The sequence below is a fragment of the Paraburkholderia sp. SG-MS1 genome (genome assembly GCF_012275575.1).
In the GTDB taxonomy this organism is placed as follows: Bacteria; Pseudomonadota; Gammaproteobacteria; order Burkholderiales; family Burkholderiaceae; genus Paraburkholderia.
This window is the reverse complement of record NZ_NPIH01000203.1, coordinates 64,611-80,434: the sequence shown is the minus strand read 5'-3', so window position 1 is coordinate 80,434 and position 15,824 is coordinate 64,611. Positions and strand designations below refer to the sequence as shown.

The window sequence follows — 15,824 nt, the reverse complement described above, 5'->3', positions numbered from 1 at the left end:
GCCGCGCGAAGCCCGTCTCCTCCATCGATACCGCGCCGGCACGGCGCTCCGCTGTGTCTTGAGAGGCAAGGAAGACACCAGGGCGCGTGCTAACATTGATTGTTATTACATCCCGTCATTCGATCCGCAAGCTAATGAACACCGAGACGTTTTCCACGCCACCCCACACGCTTGTGATTGCGTCGAGAGAAAGCCGCCTGGCCATGTGGCAAGCGGAGCATGTGCGATGTGCGCTGCACAAATTATATCCATCTTGCGACGTAAAAATCCTCGGAATGACGACACGTGGCGATCAAATTCTCGATCGCACCTTGTCGAAAGTCGGTGGTAAGGGTTTGTTCGTCAAGGAACTCGAAGCCGCATTGGCCGATGGCCGCGCCGATCTCGCGGTGCACTCGCTCAAAGACGTGCCGATGGAGTTGCCCGAGGGCTTTGCGCTGTCCACGATCATGGAGCGCGAAGACCCGCGCGACGCGCTGGTATCCAACGAATACGACTCGCTGGCCGCGTTGCCCGCTGGTGCCGTGGTCGGCACCTCCAGCCTGCGGCGCGAGGCGATGCTGCGCATGCGTTATCCGCATCTCGAAGTGCGGCCGTTGCGCGGCAACCTGGATACGCGTCTGTCGAAACTCGATCGCGGCAATTACGCGGCGATCATTCTTGCTGCGGCCGGTTTGAAGCGCCTGGGTCTCGGCGATCGCATCCGTGCGCTGCTCGATCCTGAAGACAGCTTGCCCGCAGCGGGGCAGGGCGCGCTCGGCATCGAGATTCGTGCCGGTCGCGCGGACCTCGCGGCGTGGCTCGCGCCGTTGCATCACGAACACACGGCGGCGGCCGTCGAAGCGGAGCGCATGGTGTCGCGCGCGCTTGGCGGCAGTTGCGAAGTGCCGCTCGCCGCGTACGCGAGCTGGCATGACGGCGCGCTGCATCTGCGCGGCATCGTCGCTACGCCGGATGGTCAGCGTGTGTTGAGTGCGCAGGCCTCGGCGCCCGCGCCCACCGTTGAACGCGCGCTTGCGCTCGGCCAGGAAGTGGCGAGCGAGCTTGAACAGCAAGGCGCGATGGACATCGTGCGCGCGCTCAGCACCGCCAGCGGCCCCGCCGCCGCCTCACGCGACGACAGCGCGGCGACCGGCGTGTGATGGCAGCCGACATCCCAGGCAACACTAGTTCCTCCGCCGACAAGGCGGCGTTCACGGTCGTGATTACGCGACCGGCCGGTCAGTCGAGCGAGTTGATCAAACAGCTCGACGCTGCCGGTGTCGTCTCGCTCGAATTCGCGCTGATCGACATCGCACCTGTGGCAGACGATGCCCCCTTGCGCGCGGCGCTCGCCTCGCTCGAACGCTATGCGCTAGTCGTGTTCGTGTCGCCGAACGCCGTCGATCACGCGTTCGCGCGCCGCGACGGCATCTGGCCGCATGCGTTGCCGGTCGGCGTGGTCGGGCCGGGCAGCGTGCAGGCACTGGCACGCCACGGCGTCGCGGCCCCGGCGCATCAGGTGATCAGCCCCGCCTCCCCCAACGACGACGAATCGGCGAGCTTCGATTCCGAAGGTCTCTATGCCGCGATCGAGACATCGCTCGGCGCAACGAGTCTCGAAGGCAAGCGCGTCTTGATCGTGCGCGGCGACGGCGGCCGTGAATGGCTCGCCGACCGCCTGCGCGAAGCGGGCGCCGAAGTCGAAGCGGTGGCCGCCTACCGGCGCATCGTGCCGGAGCCGTCGATCGGCGGCTGGGCGCGCGTGCACGCGTTGCTCGCCGGCGCGCCGCATGCGTGGCTGCTCACCAGTTCCGAAGGCGTGCGCAATCTGCACGAACTCGCGCAGGAGCACCTGACCGCCGACGAAATCGTGCAACTCAAACGCGCGCCGCTCGTCACGCCACATCCCCGTATCTCGCAAACCGCGCGGGCATTGGGTTTTGATAGGATTACGGTGTCCGGTGCGGGCGACGAGCGCATTGTCCGCGCGCTGCTTGCCGCCGATCCGGCCGTAGTTCAACCGGTACCGTCCAACCCGGCTCAATCACCGGCTAAATCACGCATGACTGAAACGAACGAATCCAAGAACGCTTCTCCCCAGCCGGCCGCGAGCACCCCGTTGCCGCCGAATCAACCCTTCACGCCGTACGAAGCGCAAAAGCGCCGCAACGCGAGCTTGCCGCTCTTGTGGTTCGTGGTGGTGATCATCGCTTGCGCGGTGGGCGTGGCCGGCTTTGCGCTGAACCGCAAGCTGGAGCGCACCGAGCAGCAGCTCGCGCAGCGCCAGCAAGCCAACGACACCCAGGCGAACGAACTGCGCATCAAGATCGAGCAGGCGCTCGCGACCGTGCATCAGGCGGATGCGCAGGTCGCGCAGGTGACTGGCAAGCTCGCCGATACGCAAGCCGCGCAGCAGGCGCTGCAACAGCAGTACACGGACCTCGCGCGCAATCGCGACGACTGGACGCTCGCCGAAGTCGCACAGATGCTGTCGGCCGCGAGCCAGCAGTTGCAGCTCACCGGCAACACGCAGCTCGCGCTGTTCGCGCTGCAAAGCGCGGACACGCGCCTCGCCGCATCGGACAGCACGCAGGCGGTGGCCGTGCGCAAGGCCATTGCGCTGGACATCGACAAGCTGAAGGCCGCGCCTTCCACCGACCTCACCGGTCTCGCGATCAAGCTCGACAACGCGATCGACCACATCGACGACCTGCCGCTTTCCGGCGAAGCGCCGATCCCGCACGCGACGCCGCGCGCGGCCACGTGGGCCGACACCGAGAAGGTCGCCGCGGCCACCGGCAAGCCGCGCTGGGAAGTGTGGTTGAAGGAAGTGACCGCTGGTATCGGCGACCAGTTGACGAGCCTCGTGCACGTGCGCCGCATCGATAACGCCGACGCGATGCTGACCGCGCCCGATCAAGGCTACTTCGTGCGTCAGAACGTGAAGCTGCGTTTGCTGTCCGCGCGACTCGCGCTGCTCTCGCGCAACCAGACCACGCTGAAGTCCGATCTGCAGGCGGCGCAAAACGCGCTCACGCGCTACTTCGACAACTCGTCGAAACAGACGCAGACCGTGCTCGATCTGGTCAAGCAGGTGGATGCCGGTTCGGCGGCGGTTGCGCTGCCGAATTTGGACACGAGCCTGCAGGCCGTCAATCAATACCGGAGCCGAGGTTAATCATGGCGATCCGGGGACTTCTATGGCTGGCGTTTCTGTTCGCCATCGCGGTGGTGCTGGCGGTGGCGGGGCGCTTCGACACCGGGCAGGTGCTGCTGATCTATCCGCCGTACCGCGTGGACATTTCGTTGAATCTGTTCGTGGTCGGGCTGGTGGTGCTGTTCATCCTGCTGTATGCGCTGTTGCGCATCATCCGCAATATCTGGCGCATGCCGCAGCGCGTGGCCGCGTACCGTGCGCGCGCGCGTGTCGCGAAGGCGCACGCCGCGCTGCGTGACGCAATTGGCAACCTTTATGCGGGACGTTTTTCCCGCGCCGAAAAAGCCGCGAAGGATGCGCTCGCGAACGGCGACAACAAGGGCGCAGCCGGTTTGATCGCGGCCACTGCCGCGCATCGGATGCATGAATATGCGCGGCGCGACGAATGGCTCGCGAAGATCGACGAGGCCGACTGGCAGGACGCGCGCCTGATGGCCACCGCCGACATGCGCGCCGACGGCCGCGACGCGGACGGTGCGTTGACCGCGCTGACCGAAATGCAGTCGCAGGGCGGCCGGCGCATTCACGCGCAGCAGATCATGTTGCGCGCGCAGCAGCAATTGAAGAACTGGGGCGAAGTGCTCAAGCTCGTCAAGACGCTGGAAAAGCGCGAGGCGATTCATCCGGCGGTGGCGGTGCGTCTGCGTCAACTGGCGGCGGAGAACCTGTTGCGCGACCGTCGTCATAACGCGGACGCGTTGCTGGAGTTGTGGAATTCGCTGTCGGCGACCGAGCGTCACTCGCCGCGTCTCGCGGACCTCGCCGCCGAATTGCTGGTGGCGCTGAACCGACCGCAGGAAGCGCGCAAGATCGTCGAGGAAGCGCTCGCGCAGAATTGGGACGCGCGGTTGTTGCGGCGTTATCCGGATACGGCGGGGGGGGATGCGTTGCCGCTGATTCAGAAGGCGGAGGGGTGGCAGAAGGATCGGCCGGAAGATGCGGATTTGATGTTTGCGTTGGGGCGGTTGTGCCTGCATCAGCAGTTGTGGGGGAAGGCGCAGTCGTTTCTTGAGCGGGCTTTGAAGCTGGCGGATAACGAGACGTTGCGGATTCGTTCGCATCGGGCGTTGGCAAGGTTGCATGAGCAGCTTGGGGATAGCGATAAGGCTAGTCAGCATTATCGGGAGAGTGCGTTGGCTATGAATATTGTTTGAGGGTTTGGTGGTGGTAGCGGTGCGTGCGTTCCTGATTTCTGGCGCACCGCCTTAAGCCTCTCCAATCGCTACTCGATGGCCGCAGCTTTTGCTGCGGCCATTGTTTTTGTGCTGGCGTTGCCTGTTGTGGGGTGCCTGATTTGATCGCTTAGTGCGGGGCGGTGGACGGTTGCTGCGTTGCGGTCGAGGTCGCTTTTGCTCTCTGCGATGCTTCAGCCAGCAAGTTCGTCGCATGCTGCGCGGTGAGGCGGCTGCGCGGGATGCCCTTCGCGTCGAGAGCAATCACCTGGAACAACTCGCGGTCGCATTCGAGTTCCTGCTGATATTGCTCGGTTGTGTCCAGCAGTAGTTCGAGTAGCGTTTGGCGGCGCTTTCTTTCGTCGCGCGTAATGGCAGGATTTCTAACTATCGAGGACGCGAGTGTGATCAAGGTGTCCAGTTGACCCACCTGCCGGTCGCATAAATCGAACGCGGATAGGGCAAGCTTTTCGTACTGGAGTGCGTCGACTGGCGGACGCGAAGCCGGTTGATTTTTGATGGACTTGGGCATGGTGCGATCTCCCTGTTGACTTGCTGGGAGCCCGGACACTTGCTTCTTTTGGGAAGGGGGTGAGCGGGCACGTGGCGGGATTGACAGACTGGCACTAAACCAAACCAGCGAGCCTTGCGGCTCTCCCACCACGACCCGCCCATAGAAGATGGACGTGCAGGGGTAGACGCACGGCCTGACTGAGCAGGCGTGCGGGTTTAGTAGGCAGGCTGTCAAACCTGATCGCTGGGTGTTTCCCTGCGACTTGGTAATTATAAGGGCGGCCGGCCATCTTGGATTTAGTCTTGCGCCTAAATGTTGGGATTGGCCAATTGGATAAGAGCGAGTAGGGGCGAGGGTGATTGATCGGTGCTTTGCCTATTCCCACCGCAATTTCGTAGAAGGCTGACTAGCCTTTGTTACGTGTGGCGCTCCATCTGATGACGGCCCTGGGGCACCCGGATCGGACAACGTGGAGGACTGAAGTCGACCCTCAACAGACCTTCGAGCCTGCCGATAGCGGTCGTTCAAAATCCTCTCGCGAGTCCCTTCCCCCGTCTGGCATTGTCGATCCCAGCGGACATAGCTCACATCTGATTCCGATGCTGGCATGCTCGCAGGATCTGTTGAGCTGCATTCAAGTCATCGCACGTACGCGCCCACAGTTGCATGACCCAGCGCTAGCGAGGCGATTCTGGCAAGCCCGGCCTATACAGAGAGCCCGCAAGGTCGCGGGCTCTTTCACATCTTCGACTAGCGGCGCATGCGACGGATACGAATCTCATTGAGTTTCGATTCTGTCGAAATCTGATCCAGCGCGGCGCTGACCACACCTGCAATCGGTTCTGTTTCCTCTCCCCTCCTGTGCGCGGCCCGGTAGAGTTGATCAAGCAACGGCCGGAGACTGTCACCCTGATATTCTTTGAACAAAGTCACAAAGTCGTTGGGCGAAGCCTTCAACAGCGCGGCTTGCAACCGGTCGTCCCAATGTCCTTCCTCGAGAAGGATCGTCGCCGCCGCAGCCAACTCAAGCGGCCCTTCGTCTTCCGTCACAATCTCCGCAAAACGTTTCCTGAGCGTCTCGTCATTTATATCTTTGCTCCACGGCGAATCGTCGATCCTAAAGAGACCGGTGCGGCCCGCATTAAGCTGTACGTATCTCTCGATCAAGGCGTCGGCCTCCGCGCTGAAATCCAGTTCACGGAGCAGCGTTACCGTGCTGTTTAAATTGAGCGGAGTTATGACAGTTGCCGCAATTTCAACGGCATCGACGAACTGCTGCACCAGCTGTTCGGCTGATCCGTCGATCCGGTCGTGGAAAGTGTTCCACGCGGCTGTAAAGACCGCGTCTAACTGCCCTCTGCCTACGACTTCGTCCAAAGCTTGAGCGTGCTTCACTAGCTCGGAGCCGTGCGCATAGCCATTCTTGAGTATGGACAGCACTTCCGTATCGAATTCGTCACTGTGCAAGAACCCACAGGCGTGCAGCTTTTCTCGCCACGCGTCATCGATTGCCTCACTTTCCTCGCGCATCGCGGCGGAGAACCAGTTATAGCTAATAATATGTTCAGGTTTAGGAAAGCCCCGGCCCGATTCATATAAAGCCCCTGCAAAAACGGCGACGGCGACCGCCCCTTGCCTCTTGACGTCTTCGGAGCAGTCAGGGATAAGTCCATGAACAATAGTGAGTCCGTGAGCGATTTTTTGAATGGTGCGGATATTGTTGATATCAAGCTTTTCGATGCAGGGAACGACGTACTCACGCATTGGCGTGTCAGCGGGAAGGCCGATTTCAATAGCTTCCGCAGCGGTCGTCACAAACTCCAGCTTCTTGTCTATCACCTTTTCGCTAGCCCGTTGGTATTGCTTTGCGCGCTCGCCTAACTGTTCTTCATTAAAGAGCAAAATGATCTTGCACTGCGATTCGACCTTTAGTTCCGACACAAGGCCCAAAAGGTCGTCCATCTCAATGCCCGAGCCAAGCCGTTCGATATCATCGATACACACGATAGTTTTGCTGATAAGCGAAGTTGCAACGGTCTCCAACAAAACTGTGACCTGCTTGCCGACAATGGGGATTTTGTCCGCCGACGCCGTTAAGGCCTTCCAGATTGCCAGCCCGCGTCCCTTTGCAAAGAACGTCTCGGCGTTCTCGACGGCCTTTTCCAGCTTGTCATGTTGAACGGGAAAACGTCTCGTCTTGACCAGAATCATGGATCGCAGTTCGCCGATCGATTTCGCGCCAAACGCGGAGACATACGAGTACCAACCAAGCGAACCGGTGCCCGCATAAGAATCAATCATTGACTGAAGGGCATAGGTCTTGCCAACACCCCATTTCCCGCTAATCGCCAAAACCTCAGAATTCTGGGTGTCTAAAAAGTCGGATATAACGTTGTCGATCACGCCCCGGATCATGTGCCTCCCATTTTATGGCCTATCATTTTCGGCAGCGGTCCTGCCCCTGCAGAACCTAAACACTTGCCCCAAGCGCCCGCACATTGGCAAGCAGCGTGTCTGCTGTCAACGCCTCTACAGCCGCGTTTCGCGGAGTGTAATTTTCGTTGCGTCGGTCCTGCGGTGTCAGTGCCGTTTCGAGCGCCACAAGAGACAGGCGAAGCCAAGCGGTTGAGTCGCGATGCCCGCCTCCGATATTCCACGCGAGAGCGGCAAGCGTCTGCGCAAACCAGTGCTTTTCCCAATAGCCAAGGTTGTCACGCCGCTCTCGGATCAAACGAGAGGTCAGGTCCGCAATCCCGATGCGCAGTGCATCAACATCCCTTTCATGGTCAATCCGAGCCGCTAAAGCTTCGATCTCGTTCATCATCGGTCTCCGAAAACTTACCCGGAAGCAGTGTAAACGACAGAAGCGAGCGATTAACCGACGGAGCGGAGCACCGGTTGTTGGCGATTCCCGCAATCCTTTGAGCGTCTTAAAATGGCCGACTGCATGACTCATGCGTTTTGCACTTATCCCGGCGTCTGTTGTCGCGTGGCGAACGGCTCAGTTCGACGGTGGATTCAACCAGCCCCTGAGCTAAACCACCATCACGAAGTGGTGGTCGATTTGGACGAATTTTTGATGCTATGCGGGAAAGCCGCGCTCGCGCGTCTGATGTATGGCTGCAACATGCTCAATGAACTTGGTCACGACTCCGATGCCCTCGTTCTTAGACTTGTCCACATTCACGGTGGCGTTGGACATTTTGATGTGGTTAACACCATCCGGCACTTGCGACTGCTGGACTTTCATCTCCCGCTCGGCCTCTGCGGCTACGCATTTGGGAAACTTCGATTGAAGCTCTGTCTGAAGGTGCTGGATTACGCCATAGACATTTTCAGCAAACTCGAGTGCCTCAGCCTCCCGCACAATCTTGCCTCGGTGGACGACTTTGTTGCGCGTCTCGGTAATGCGTGGCTCAAGCTTGAACGGGCGGCTCTGGTCAAGCATGTAGAGGAACTGAAATGCACCAAATTGGCGTTCTGACTGCGCTGAGACATTCTTCCAAGCCAACTCAACCGTTTCTTCCGGCACTCCCTTTGCCCGGGACGAGACACGGATGTAGAACTCGTACATGCGTTCTAGTGCCGTGGACATAACGGCTACGACTTCATTTGTATATCCGTCGAGCGCTGCACGAGCGGCTGATTTCACGAGTACTTCGTATCTGCGGGCGTTGTATAGAACGACTCCCCTGTGCCCTCGGTCGCAGGTGACATGAATCATGCCATTGTCATCGAGTTCGCCAGCTATGGGATTGAACTTGGGCTGCCTCCCATCCTTTGATGCTTCTTGAATGCAATCTGGGCACACGGCGATGGTTTTCATAGCATCTAACGTTTGAATTAAGCGGCGCCGTCATGCCGCCGCTTGAACGAAGGGTTGCATTGGGCGGCAGCTGCGAGAAGCGAGGACTTGCTCGATCGTAGGAGCCGATTTGCTCGGGGCCTATCGGGATAACCGTGCAATTGTCGACAATGTAGGCCTCGCTGTCGAGCGGCCGAAGTTGGCCGCCTGCTGCCCGACGCAGACGGCAAGAGCCGCCCCGGAGTCGCCTGTCAACGGCAGAGCAAAGCGGCATCGGGTTGAAAGAATTGATAGGTTTTACCCTAGAAAAAATTTTCAGGCCATAGACGTTGCGGCAGGTACTGACGAATGAGATCAGCTTGCTGCTGATACCCACGCATCTCCAACTCCCGAACAAAGTAAGGCCATGGCGGGATGTTGCTCGTATACACGCTGCCAGATGAGGTAGACATGCCGCCGCCCTGCGCAGTGGAAAGGCCGCCGTATTGTGCAGTAGAGAGACCGCCGTACTGCGCTGTGGATAGACCACCATACTGCGCAGTAGAAAGACCGCCATATTGAGCTGTCGAGAGCCCTCCGTACTGGGAAGTGGACATACCTCCGTATTGCGAGGTGGATAACCCTCCGTACTGGGAGGTCGAAGCTCCTCCGTATTGCGATGTGGACATACCACCGTACTGACCGGTCGACAATCCGCCACCCTGCGCAGCGCTGAGATTGCGCGGCCACATTCGCATGTTTGGAATTACAGGCCTACTCATCAACATTCGTCCGATAGGTTTATACGTACGCGCGTTGCGGGGTCCAGCAATTGGATCCTCACGCGTATTCCGAGAGAGAGAGCTTCGCACCGCACTGCTTTAACTCCTGTTGTAACTGCTCGCGAAGCCAAAGCACCGTGATCACGGCCCAGAGTCGCGTTAGGCCACGTCCCCACTGGATTTCTTTAAACATGGTCCGTTCTTAGTTGTATTTGTAGAATGGGGACACTGTATCGCAACCGAACCAATATCGAGGGCTGCGTTTTTTCAAGCCTTATGAGGATAATAACGAGGCCATCAGGCCGATCCTGAAGCGCGGAAAGGGTTAATGGCGTCGGGGTCGCTTTGGCCGTCCGCAGGTGGATCAAATAACATGGGCTCTTTTGTGAAGTCGAAATCGAACGTGCGCGTAGTCACGCGCATATCCGTCGCGCTAACACTGACCTTGACGTTTCCATACCCCCATTTCGCAGACGCACCGGCGAGCATGCCCGGCTGGATCGCCGGGTACGCCCAGGTGAAGACCGTGACAAATCGCTCGTCACCGGGGTGAAGGTCCGTGTTTTGTTCCTTCGTCATCTCAAACTGCCCGGCAGATGGGCTATTCCTCAATTCCCCAGTCAGTTCGCAAACCACTTGGACGTCTCGGAGTGTACGTCCGCCAGTATTCCGGATCGCAACGGAGTACCGATAGTAGTTGTGACTGACTGTATTGTCGGATTTCATAACAGTCTCAATTGACCAAAAGCGGCGCTGGCGGTTGGTGGTATCGAAGATGATTTCGATAGGCGACGGCGCTTCGTAAATTGACAGACGTGCTTTGTCTTTAGCCGATGACTGGTACGAGGCCTCGTACACCCATACAAGCAGCAGAGCGAGCGTAATAGTTGCCCATATCGGTAACGGCCAATGGGGGACTAGGCCGATCAGTTTCCAGCGACTCTCATCGGTCGGTCGCCAAAACTCGTCGCGGACGAATGGAAACGTGGTCAATACGAACCAGACCAGCCCTACCCATTTCCCCCATAACTCCTCCGCCCAAAGCGATTTCAGGTGGTCCTTCCGGGTCTGCTTGATCGTCATGGCGGGTCCGTATAAGCGCGGAAAGTATATAAGGGTTGGACCGCTACCTGGCTTTGACGCGTACTGGCTCAATGATTGAGCGCGCGAATCTGAACGCACCGCGGTATTTCGCGAAGTACAGCTTAGAGCAAGTTTTTATCGCTTGCGACGAGCGACTGCTACTGGCCGACAGTGACGCGAACACGAGATTGGTGGTCACTACTTCACTGGGTCTATCCATCCCGGGCGAAGCCCGCGAACGCATTCCTCTCGGACCCGCTCGATCGATTCCGCATTGCCTAGATCGGCCTCAATCTCGCCGACGCAAGCCCAACAGTCACCGCCACAGTTCATCGACAAGGGATCGTCCGGCTGATCGAGTGCTCGTCCACATATCCGGCATTTCATCGTTCAGCTTCCAGGGTGTGAATTCGCCACATTGTCAGCGATTTACGCCGGCAGTGTCGAACGGCCGTTCATGGCCGAATATCGCCTCATGCCGTTGGCAGGAGTCGGCGGGCATTTGTCGAAGCGGTCGTTTGCAACGATCAAGCGTTCGCTCATTCGCAGCCAACGTAAAGCCTCGGCAGTAGATCACCGCCAAGGCCCGCAACTCACCCCTTCACTTATTAACCATCCTAGCCGGCACACTAATCGCCAGCAGCCCACCAAGAATCATAAACGCGGCAAGCATATACATCCCCGAATCATTAGCCGCCGTAGCCTGCTTCAACCACCCCACTGCATAAGGACTAAGAAACCCGGCGAGGTTGCCAATAGAATTAATCATCGCAATCCCCGCCGCCGCCCCAGTCCCCGCCAGAATCGCCGTAGGCAAACTCCAGAACAGCGGCAGGGTAGTAAGAATCCCCATCGTAGCCAGAGTAAGCGACGCCATCGCCAACACGGTGTTATGCGCCCAAACAACAGAAAGCACCAACCCAACAGCCCCCGCAAACGCCGGCAACGCAATATGCCACCGCCGCTCCCTCTGCCGATCCGCACTCCGCGCCACCAGCACCATCGCGACAACCGCCGCCGCAAACGGAATCGCCGACAACAGCCCGATCATGAACGCATCGGTCACGCCAGTCGCCTTGATAATCGTCGGCAACCAGAAGCTCACCCCATACAAGCCCATCACGAACGAAAAGTACGTGAGGCTGAACATCAACACACGCCCATTCGTGAGGACCTGACGAATCGGCATGTCGTGCTTGGTCGCTTCCTCCGCCGACACCTGACGCTCGAGCAATTGCTGCTCTTCCTTCGTCAGCCACTTCGCGTTCGCAATCCGGTCATCCAGCATCACGAACACCATCACGCCGACGATCACCGACGGAATCCCTTCGAGCAGAAACAGCCACTGCCAGCCATGCCATCCGTTCACGCCGTTAAAGCTCTTCAGGATATAACCCGACACCGGCCCGCCAATCACACCCGACAGCGCAATCGCCGTCATGAACCAGGTGGTCATGCGCCCGCGCCGGTGCGCCGGATACCAGTAAGTGAGATAAAGGATGATGCCGGGGAAGAACCCCGCTTCGGCCAGCCCGAGCAGAAAGCGCATCACGTAGAACATGGTCGGCGTGGTGACGAACATCGTCAGCATCGAAATGATGCCCCACGACACCATGATCCGCGCAATCCACACCCGCGCGCCCACCTTGTGCAGGATCACGTTGCTCGGAATTTCGAAGATGAAATAGCCGACGAAGAAAATCCCCGCGCCGAAGCCGTACACCGCATCGCTCAGGCCGAGGTCGCTCGTCATCTGCAACTTGGCGAAGCCGACGTTCACGCGGTCCAGATACGCGACCACGTAGCACAGCATCAGCAGCGGCGCGAGCCGCCAGCTCACCTTCCGGTAGGTGGCCTCCTCGAAGGTGGAAGGCGCCCCCGCACCGGGACGCTGCAACGGATTGGCAGGACTAGCCATGATGTCTCCTCTTTTTTGTGGAATTGAAGTGCCGACAGCTTGGACCGCGCTTTAAGACCGCTTCTGGATCATTCATGAATTGCTGGTGGACCGATTCTAGCCGCGCCCGGTGCTTTGCATGACGAATCAATACCGGGGGAAAACACTGACATCGCGAGGGCCGCGCGTGAGCGTGCCCGCACGCGCGGGCACGCTCACGTCAGGCGGGCACGCGCTTACACGCAGCGCCCGCCATCCACTTCGAGGCACACGCCGGTAATGAACTCCGCCTCATCCGAAGCCAGATACAGCGCGGCATTCGCAATATCCTGCGGCGTCGAAAAGCGCCCAAGCGGAATGCCCGCCAGAAAACGCTGGCGATTTTGCGGCGTATCTTCGACGCCCATGAACTCGGAGAGCAGCGCCGTTTCGCCGATCACCGGATTCACGCAGTTCACGCGAATCCGGTCCGGGCCGAGTTCGACGGCCAGCGACTTGCTCGCGATAATCACCGCGCCCTTGCTGCCGTTGTACCAGACGAGCCCCGGCCTTGGCCGCACACCCGCCGTCGACGCAATGTTGATGAAGCAGCCGCCGCCTTGCTCGCGGAAATACGGCACGAACTCCTGCACGCTCCAGTAGATGCTTTTGACGTTCACCGCGTAGACGCGGTCGAACTCGGCTTCGGTCACTTCGAGCACCGGCTTGTTGCGATGCGTGGTCCCCGCGTTGTTGACGACGATCTGCACGCTGCCGAAGTCTTCGAGCGCGGCCTCGCGCAGCTTGCGCCAGTCGTCCTGCTGCGCGACGTTGCCGGCGACCGCAATGGCCTTGCCGCCGGCCAGCGCGATCTCGCTCGCCACACGTTCGGCGGCCGCGCCGTTCAAATCGTTGACCACGACGTTCGCGCCTTCGCGCGCATAGGTCTTCGCAATGCCTTCACCGAAACCCGAGCCGCCACCCGTGACGATGGCCGTTTTACCTGTCAACCGCATGATGTCTCCGTTGCTTGTTGTGGATGGTGTTGCGCTTAGCTCTTGGTCTTTGGCCGCTAGCCGTGCCGGATCGCGATCGTCTTCAGCACGGTGAAGCCATACAGCGCCTCAAATCCTTTCTCGCGCCCATGCCCCGAATGCCTGACGCCGCCGAACGGCAATTCGACGCCGCCGCCCGCGCCATAGTTGTTGATGAACACCTGGCCGGAGCGCAAACGCCGCGCGAGACGCATCTGGCGTGCGCCGTCGCGCGTCCAGATGCCGGCCACCAGTCCGTATTGCGTGCCGTTGGCTAAAGCGAGCGCTTCGTCTTCGTCACTGAAGGACATCGCGGCGAGCACTGGGCCGAACACTTCGTCGCGCGCGAGGCGGTGGCTCGCGGGCACGTCGCGCAGCAGCGTCGGCGCCTGATAGAAGCCACTTTCCGGCGCCTCGGGAATCACTTCGCCGTGTGCGGCCATCGCGATGCCGTCGTGCTGCGCATCGGAGAGGAAGTCCCACACGCGCTGCTGCTGTTTCGCGTTGATCAGCGGACCGCAGTCGAGATCGGCCTGCGAAGGCCCCACGCGCAGCGCGTTGAATGCGCCGCTTAAGCGGTCGAGCAGAGGTTCGTAAATCGCCCGGTCGATCAGCACGCGGCTGCCCGCCGAACAGGTTTGCCCGGCGTTCTGAACGATCGCTGCGACCAGCACGGGCAGCGCCGCATCGAGGTCGGCGTCGGCGAAAACGATTTGCGGCGACTTGCCGCCGAGTTCCAGCGTGACGGGCAGGTGGTTTTCGGCGGCCATTTGCGCGACTGCCTTGCCGGTTTCCGGCGACCCGGTGAACGAGATGTGATCGATGCCAGCATGGCTAGCAAGCGCGGCGCCCGCTTCGTACCCATAGCCGGTGACGATGTTCAGTGCGCCGGCCGGCAAGCCCGCCTCGGCGGCGAGTTCGGCGACGCGCAGCACGGAGAGGCACGCATCTTCGGCGGGTTTGACGACGCACGCGTTGCCGGTTGCAAGCGCCGCGCCTACGCTGCGCCCGAAAATCTGCATCGGATAGTTCCACGGCACGATGTGGCCGGTCACGCCGTGCGGCTCGCGGATCGTCAGCACCGTGTAGCCATTCTGGTAGGGCAGGGTTTCGCCGTGCAGCTTGTCGGCGGCGCCCGCGTAGAACTCGAAATAGCGTACGAGGGCGGCGGAATCGGCGCGCGCCTGCTTGAGCGGCTTGCCCGTGTCGCGCGCTTCGAGTTGCGCGATTTCTTCCTGGCGCGCGGCCACCAGCATCGACAGCCGGTACAGCACGCGTCCGCGCTCGGCGGCGCTCGCCGCGCCCCACGCGCCCTCGAACGCGCGGCGCGCGGCCTGCACTGCGGTGTCGATATCGGCCGAAGTGCCGCGTGCGATGCGCGTGAACGGCTGGCCGTCGGAGGGATCGAGCACGGCGATCGTGTCGCCGCCGGATGCGGCGGACCACTCGCCGCCGATGAAGTGTCGGGCTTCTTCCATGCATGCTCCTTGATGTTCGCGCGAGCCATGTCCGGCGACGCGGTATTAACAAACGAGAGATACAGGTGAGGCACAAGCGAGAGACGCAATCGGGTGAGGCAAACGCGTGACGCGAGCGGCAGACGCAGAACGATTATCGCGCCGATCCCCGGCCAGGTGCCAACGTCCGAGCGGCTATAATGGCGCATTCCGCACTGTTCGGTGCGCAATGCCGCTCGACGCCCGGTCCACACAAGATTCACGCGGGACCAACGAATCGAGCCAGCGCGCCGCACGCGTGTCCCGACTTTCATCCTGATCAGAGAGCGCTCATGAGCTTCAATCACGTCCCCGCAGGCAAAGACCTTCCGCACGATTTCAACGTCATCATCGAAATCCCGGCGCAAAGCGATCCGGTGAAGTACGAAGCCGACAAGGAAACGGGCCTGCTTCACGTCGACCGTTTCATCGGCACCGGCATGCGCTATCCGGCGAACTACGGTTACATCCCGCAAACGCTGTCGGGCGACGGCGACCCGGTCGATGTGCTGGTGCTCACGCCGTTCCCACTGCTGGCTGGCTCGGTGGTCCGCGCACGTGCGCTCGGCATGCTGCAGATGACCGACGAATCGGGCGTGGACGCGAAGCTGGTCGCCGTCGCGCACGACAAGGTCTGCCCGATGACCGCCGACCTCAAGTCGATCGACGACGTCCCGGCTTACCTGAAAGACCAGATCAAGCACTTCTTCGAGCAATACAAGGCGCTGGAGAAGGGCAAGTGGGTGAAGGTCGAAGGCTGGGCGGGCATCGAAGCCGCGCATAAGGAAATCAGCGAAGGCGTGGCTAACTTCGGCAAGTAAGCGAGCTTGATGCCGGTTAATCGATAGACCGGCTGCTGTTCTGTTTGTAGAAAACCGCGCGAG

General features: G+C 60.3%; 13 protein-coding genes. 4 read left to right on the top strand and 9 right to left on the bottom strand.

Going from position 1 to position 15,824, the window contains the following annotated elements:
• Positions 1-134: 134 nt before the first annotated feature.
• From hemC to CIC12_RS16140, 3 genes are read left to right on the top strand one after another with little or no spacing between them, the layout of a single operon-like run.
• Positions 135-1,142 carry a hydroxymethylbilane synthase gene (gene hemC, locus CIC12_RS16150; protein WP_168665106.1) on the top strand — a complete coding sequence of 336 codons (1,008 nt, stop codon included), beginning with the start codon at positions 135-137 and terminating at the stop codon, positions 1,140-1,142.
• Positions 1,142-3,160, top strand: coding sequence for a fused uroporphyrinogen-III synthase HemD/membrane protein HemX (gene hemDX / locus CIC12_RS16145; RefSeq protein ID WP_168665104.1), 2,019 nt, complete (start codon positions 1,142-1,144; stop codon positions 3,158-3,160). The genes hemC and hemDX overlap by 1 nt, the downstream gene beginning before the upstream one ends.
• Before the next feature lie 2 nt (positions 3,161-3,162).
• Entirely contained in the window at positions 3,163-4,353 is a 1,191-nt protein-coding gene (locus CIC12_RS16140; protein WP_168665102.1) for a heme biosynthesis protein HemY, read from the top strand.
• Between the two features lie 148 nt (positions 4,354-4,501).
• Here CIC12_RS16140 and CIC12_RS16135 read toward each other — a convergent pair whose 3' ends face one another.
• From CIC12_RS16135 to CIC12_RS16095, 9 genes are all read right to left on the bottom strand, one after another.
• The gene (locus tag CIC12_RS16135; protein ID WP_168665101.1) at positions 4,502-4,903 is read right to left on the bottom strand and encodes a hypothetical protein; all 402 of its coding nucleotides are present in this window, start codon (positions 4,901-4,903) and stop codon (positions 4,502-4,504) included.
• 732 nt (positions 4,904-5,635) lie between these two features.
• Complete coding sequence (locus tag CIC12_RS16130; protein ID WP_168665099.1) at positions 5,636-7,288, bottom strand: P-loop NTPase fold protein; 1,653 nt, start codon at positions 7,286-7,288, stop codon at positions 5,636-5,638.
• Between the two features lie 67 nt (positions 7,289-7,355).
• Complete coding sequence (locus CIC12_RS16125; RefSeq protein WP_238812656.1) at positions 7,356-7,709, bottom strand: hypothetical protein; 354 nt, start codon at positions 7,707-7,709, stop codon at positions 7,356-7,358.
• A 258-nt stretch (positions 7,710-7,967) separates the two neighbouring features.
• A complete protein-coding gene (locus tag CIC12_RS16120; protein WP_168665096.1) occupies positions 7,968-8,711 on the bottom strand; it encodes a hypothetical protein in 744 nt (247 codons plus the stop codon).
• A 281-nt stretch (positions 8,712-8,992) separates the two neighbouring features.
• Complete coding sequence (locus CIC12_RS32810) at positions 8,993-9,286, bottom strand: hypothetical protein (RefSeq protein ID WP_202984871.1); 294 nt, start codon at positions 9,284-9,286, stop codon at positions 8,993-8,995.
• 462 nt (positions 9,287-9,748) lie between these two features.
• Positions 9,749-10,534, bottom strand: a complete 786-nt coding sequence (locus CIC12_RS16110) for a hypothetical protein (RefSeq protein WP_168665093.1) — start codon at positions 10,532-10,534, stop codon at positions 9,749-9,751.
• Positions 10,535-11,135: 601 nt separating this feature from the next.
• Positions 11,136-12,452, bottom strand: coding sequence for an MFS transporter (locus CIC12_RS16105; protein WP_168665091.1), 1,317 nt, complete (start codon positions 12,450-12,452; stop codon positions 11,136-11,138).
• A gap of 215 nt (positions 12,453-12,667) precedes the next feature.
• A complete protein-coding gene (locus tag CIC12_RS16100; RefSeq protein ID WP_168665089.1) occupies positions 12,668-13,426 on the bottom strand; it encodes an SDR family oxidoreductase in 759 nt (252 codons plus the stop codon).
• Positions 13,427-13,482: 56 nt separating this feature from the next.
• Positions 13,483-14,922: an aldehyde dehydrogenase family protein gene (locus CIC12_RS16095; RefSeq protein WP_168665087.1), complete on the bottom strand. Its 1,440-nt coding sequence runs from the start codon at positions 14,920-14,922 to the stop codon at positions 13,483-13,485.
• A 311-nt stretch (positions 14,923-15,233) separates the two neighbouring features.
• Here CIC12_RS16095 and ppa point away from each other — a divergent pair, with 311 nt between their 5' ends.
• A complete protein-coding gene (gene ppa, locus CIC12_RS16090; RefSeq protein ID WP_168665086.1) occupies positions 15,234-15,761 on the top strand; it encodes an inorganic diphosphatase in 528 nt (175 codons plus the stop codon).
• Positions 15,762-15,824 lie beyond the last annotated feature (63 nt).

Bases quoted from the DNA above. Each gene is read 5' to 3' on its own strand.
- hemC (WP_168665106.1), top strand. From the start codon at position 135: ATGAACACCGAGACGTTTTCCACGCCACCCCACACGCTTGTGATTGCG.
- hemDX (WP_168665104.1), top strand. From the start codon at position 1,142: ATGGCAGCCGACATCCCAGGCAACACTAGTTCCTCCGCCGACAAGGCG.
- CIC12_RS16135 (WP_168665101.1), bottom strand. From the start codon at position 4,903: ATGCCCAAGTCCATCAAAAATCAACCGGCTTCGCGTCCGCCAGTCGAC.
- CIC12_RS32810 (WP_202984871.1), bottom strand. From the start codon at position 9,286: ATGTCCACTTCCCAGTACGGAGGGCTCTCGACAGCTCAATATGGCGGT.
- CIC12_RS16110 (WP_168665093.1), bottom strand. From the start codon at position 10,534: ATGACGATCAAGCAGACCCGGAAGGACCACCTGAAATCGCTTTGGGCG.
- CIC12_RS16105 (WP_168665091.1), bottom strand. From the start codon at position 12,452: ATGGCTAGTCCTGCCAATCCGTTGCAGCGTCCCGGTGCGGGGGCGCCT.
- CIC12_RS16095 (WP_168665087.1), bottom strand. From the start codon at position 14,922: ATGGAAGAAGCCCGACACTTCATCGGCGGCGAGTGGTCCGCCGCATCC.
- CIC12_RS16140 (WP_168665102.1), top strand. From the start codon at position 3,163: ATGGCGATCCGGGGACTTCTATGGCTGGCGTTTCTGTTCGCCATCGCG.
- CIC12_RS16100 (WP_168665089.1), bottom strand. From the start codon at position 13,426: ATGCGGTTGACAGGTAAAACGGCCATCGTCACGGGTGGCGGCTCGGGT.
- CIC12_RS16125 (WP_238812656.1), bottom strand. From the start codon at position 7,709: ATGATGAACGAGATCGAAGCTTTAGCGGCTCGGATTGACCATGAAAGG.
- CIC12_RS16120 (WP_168665096.1), bottom strand. From the start codon at position 8,711: ATGAAAACCATCGCCGTGTGCCCAGATTGCATTCAAGAAGCATCAAAG.
- ppa (WP_168665086.1), top strand. From the start codon at position 15,234: ATGAGCTTCAATCACGTCCCCGCAGGCAAAGACCTTCCGCACGATTTC.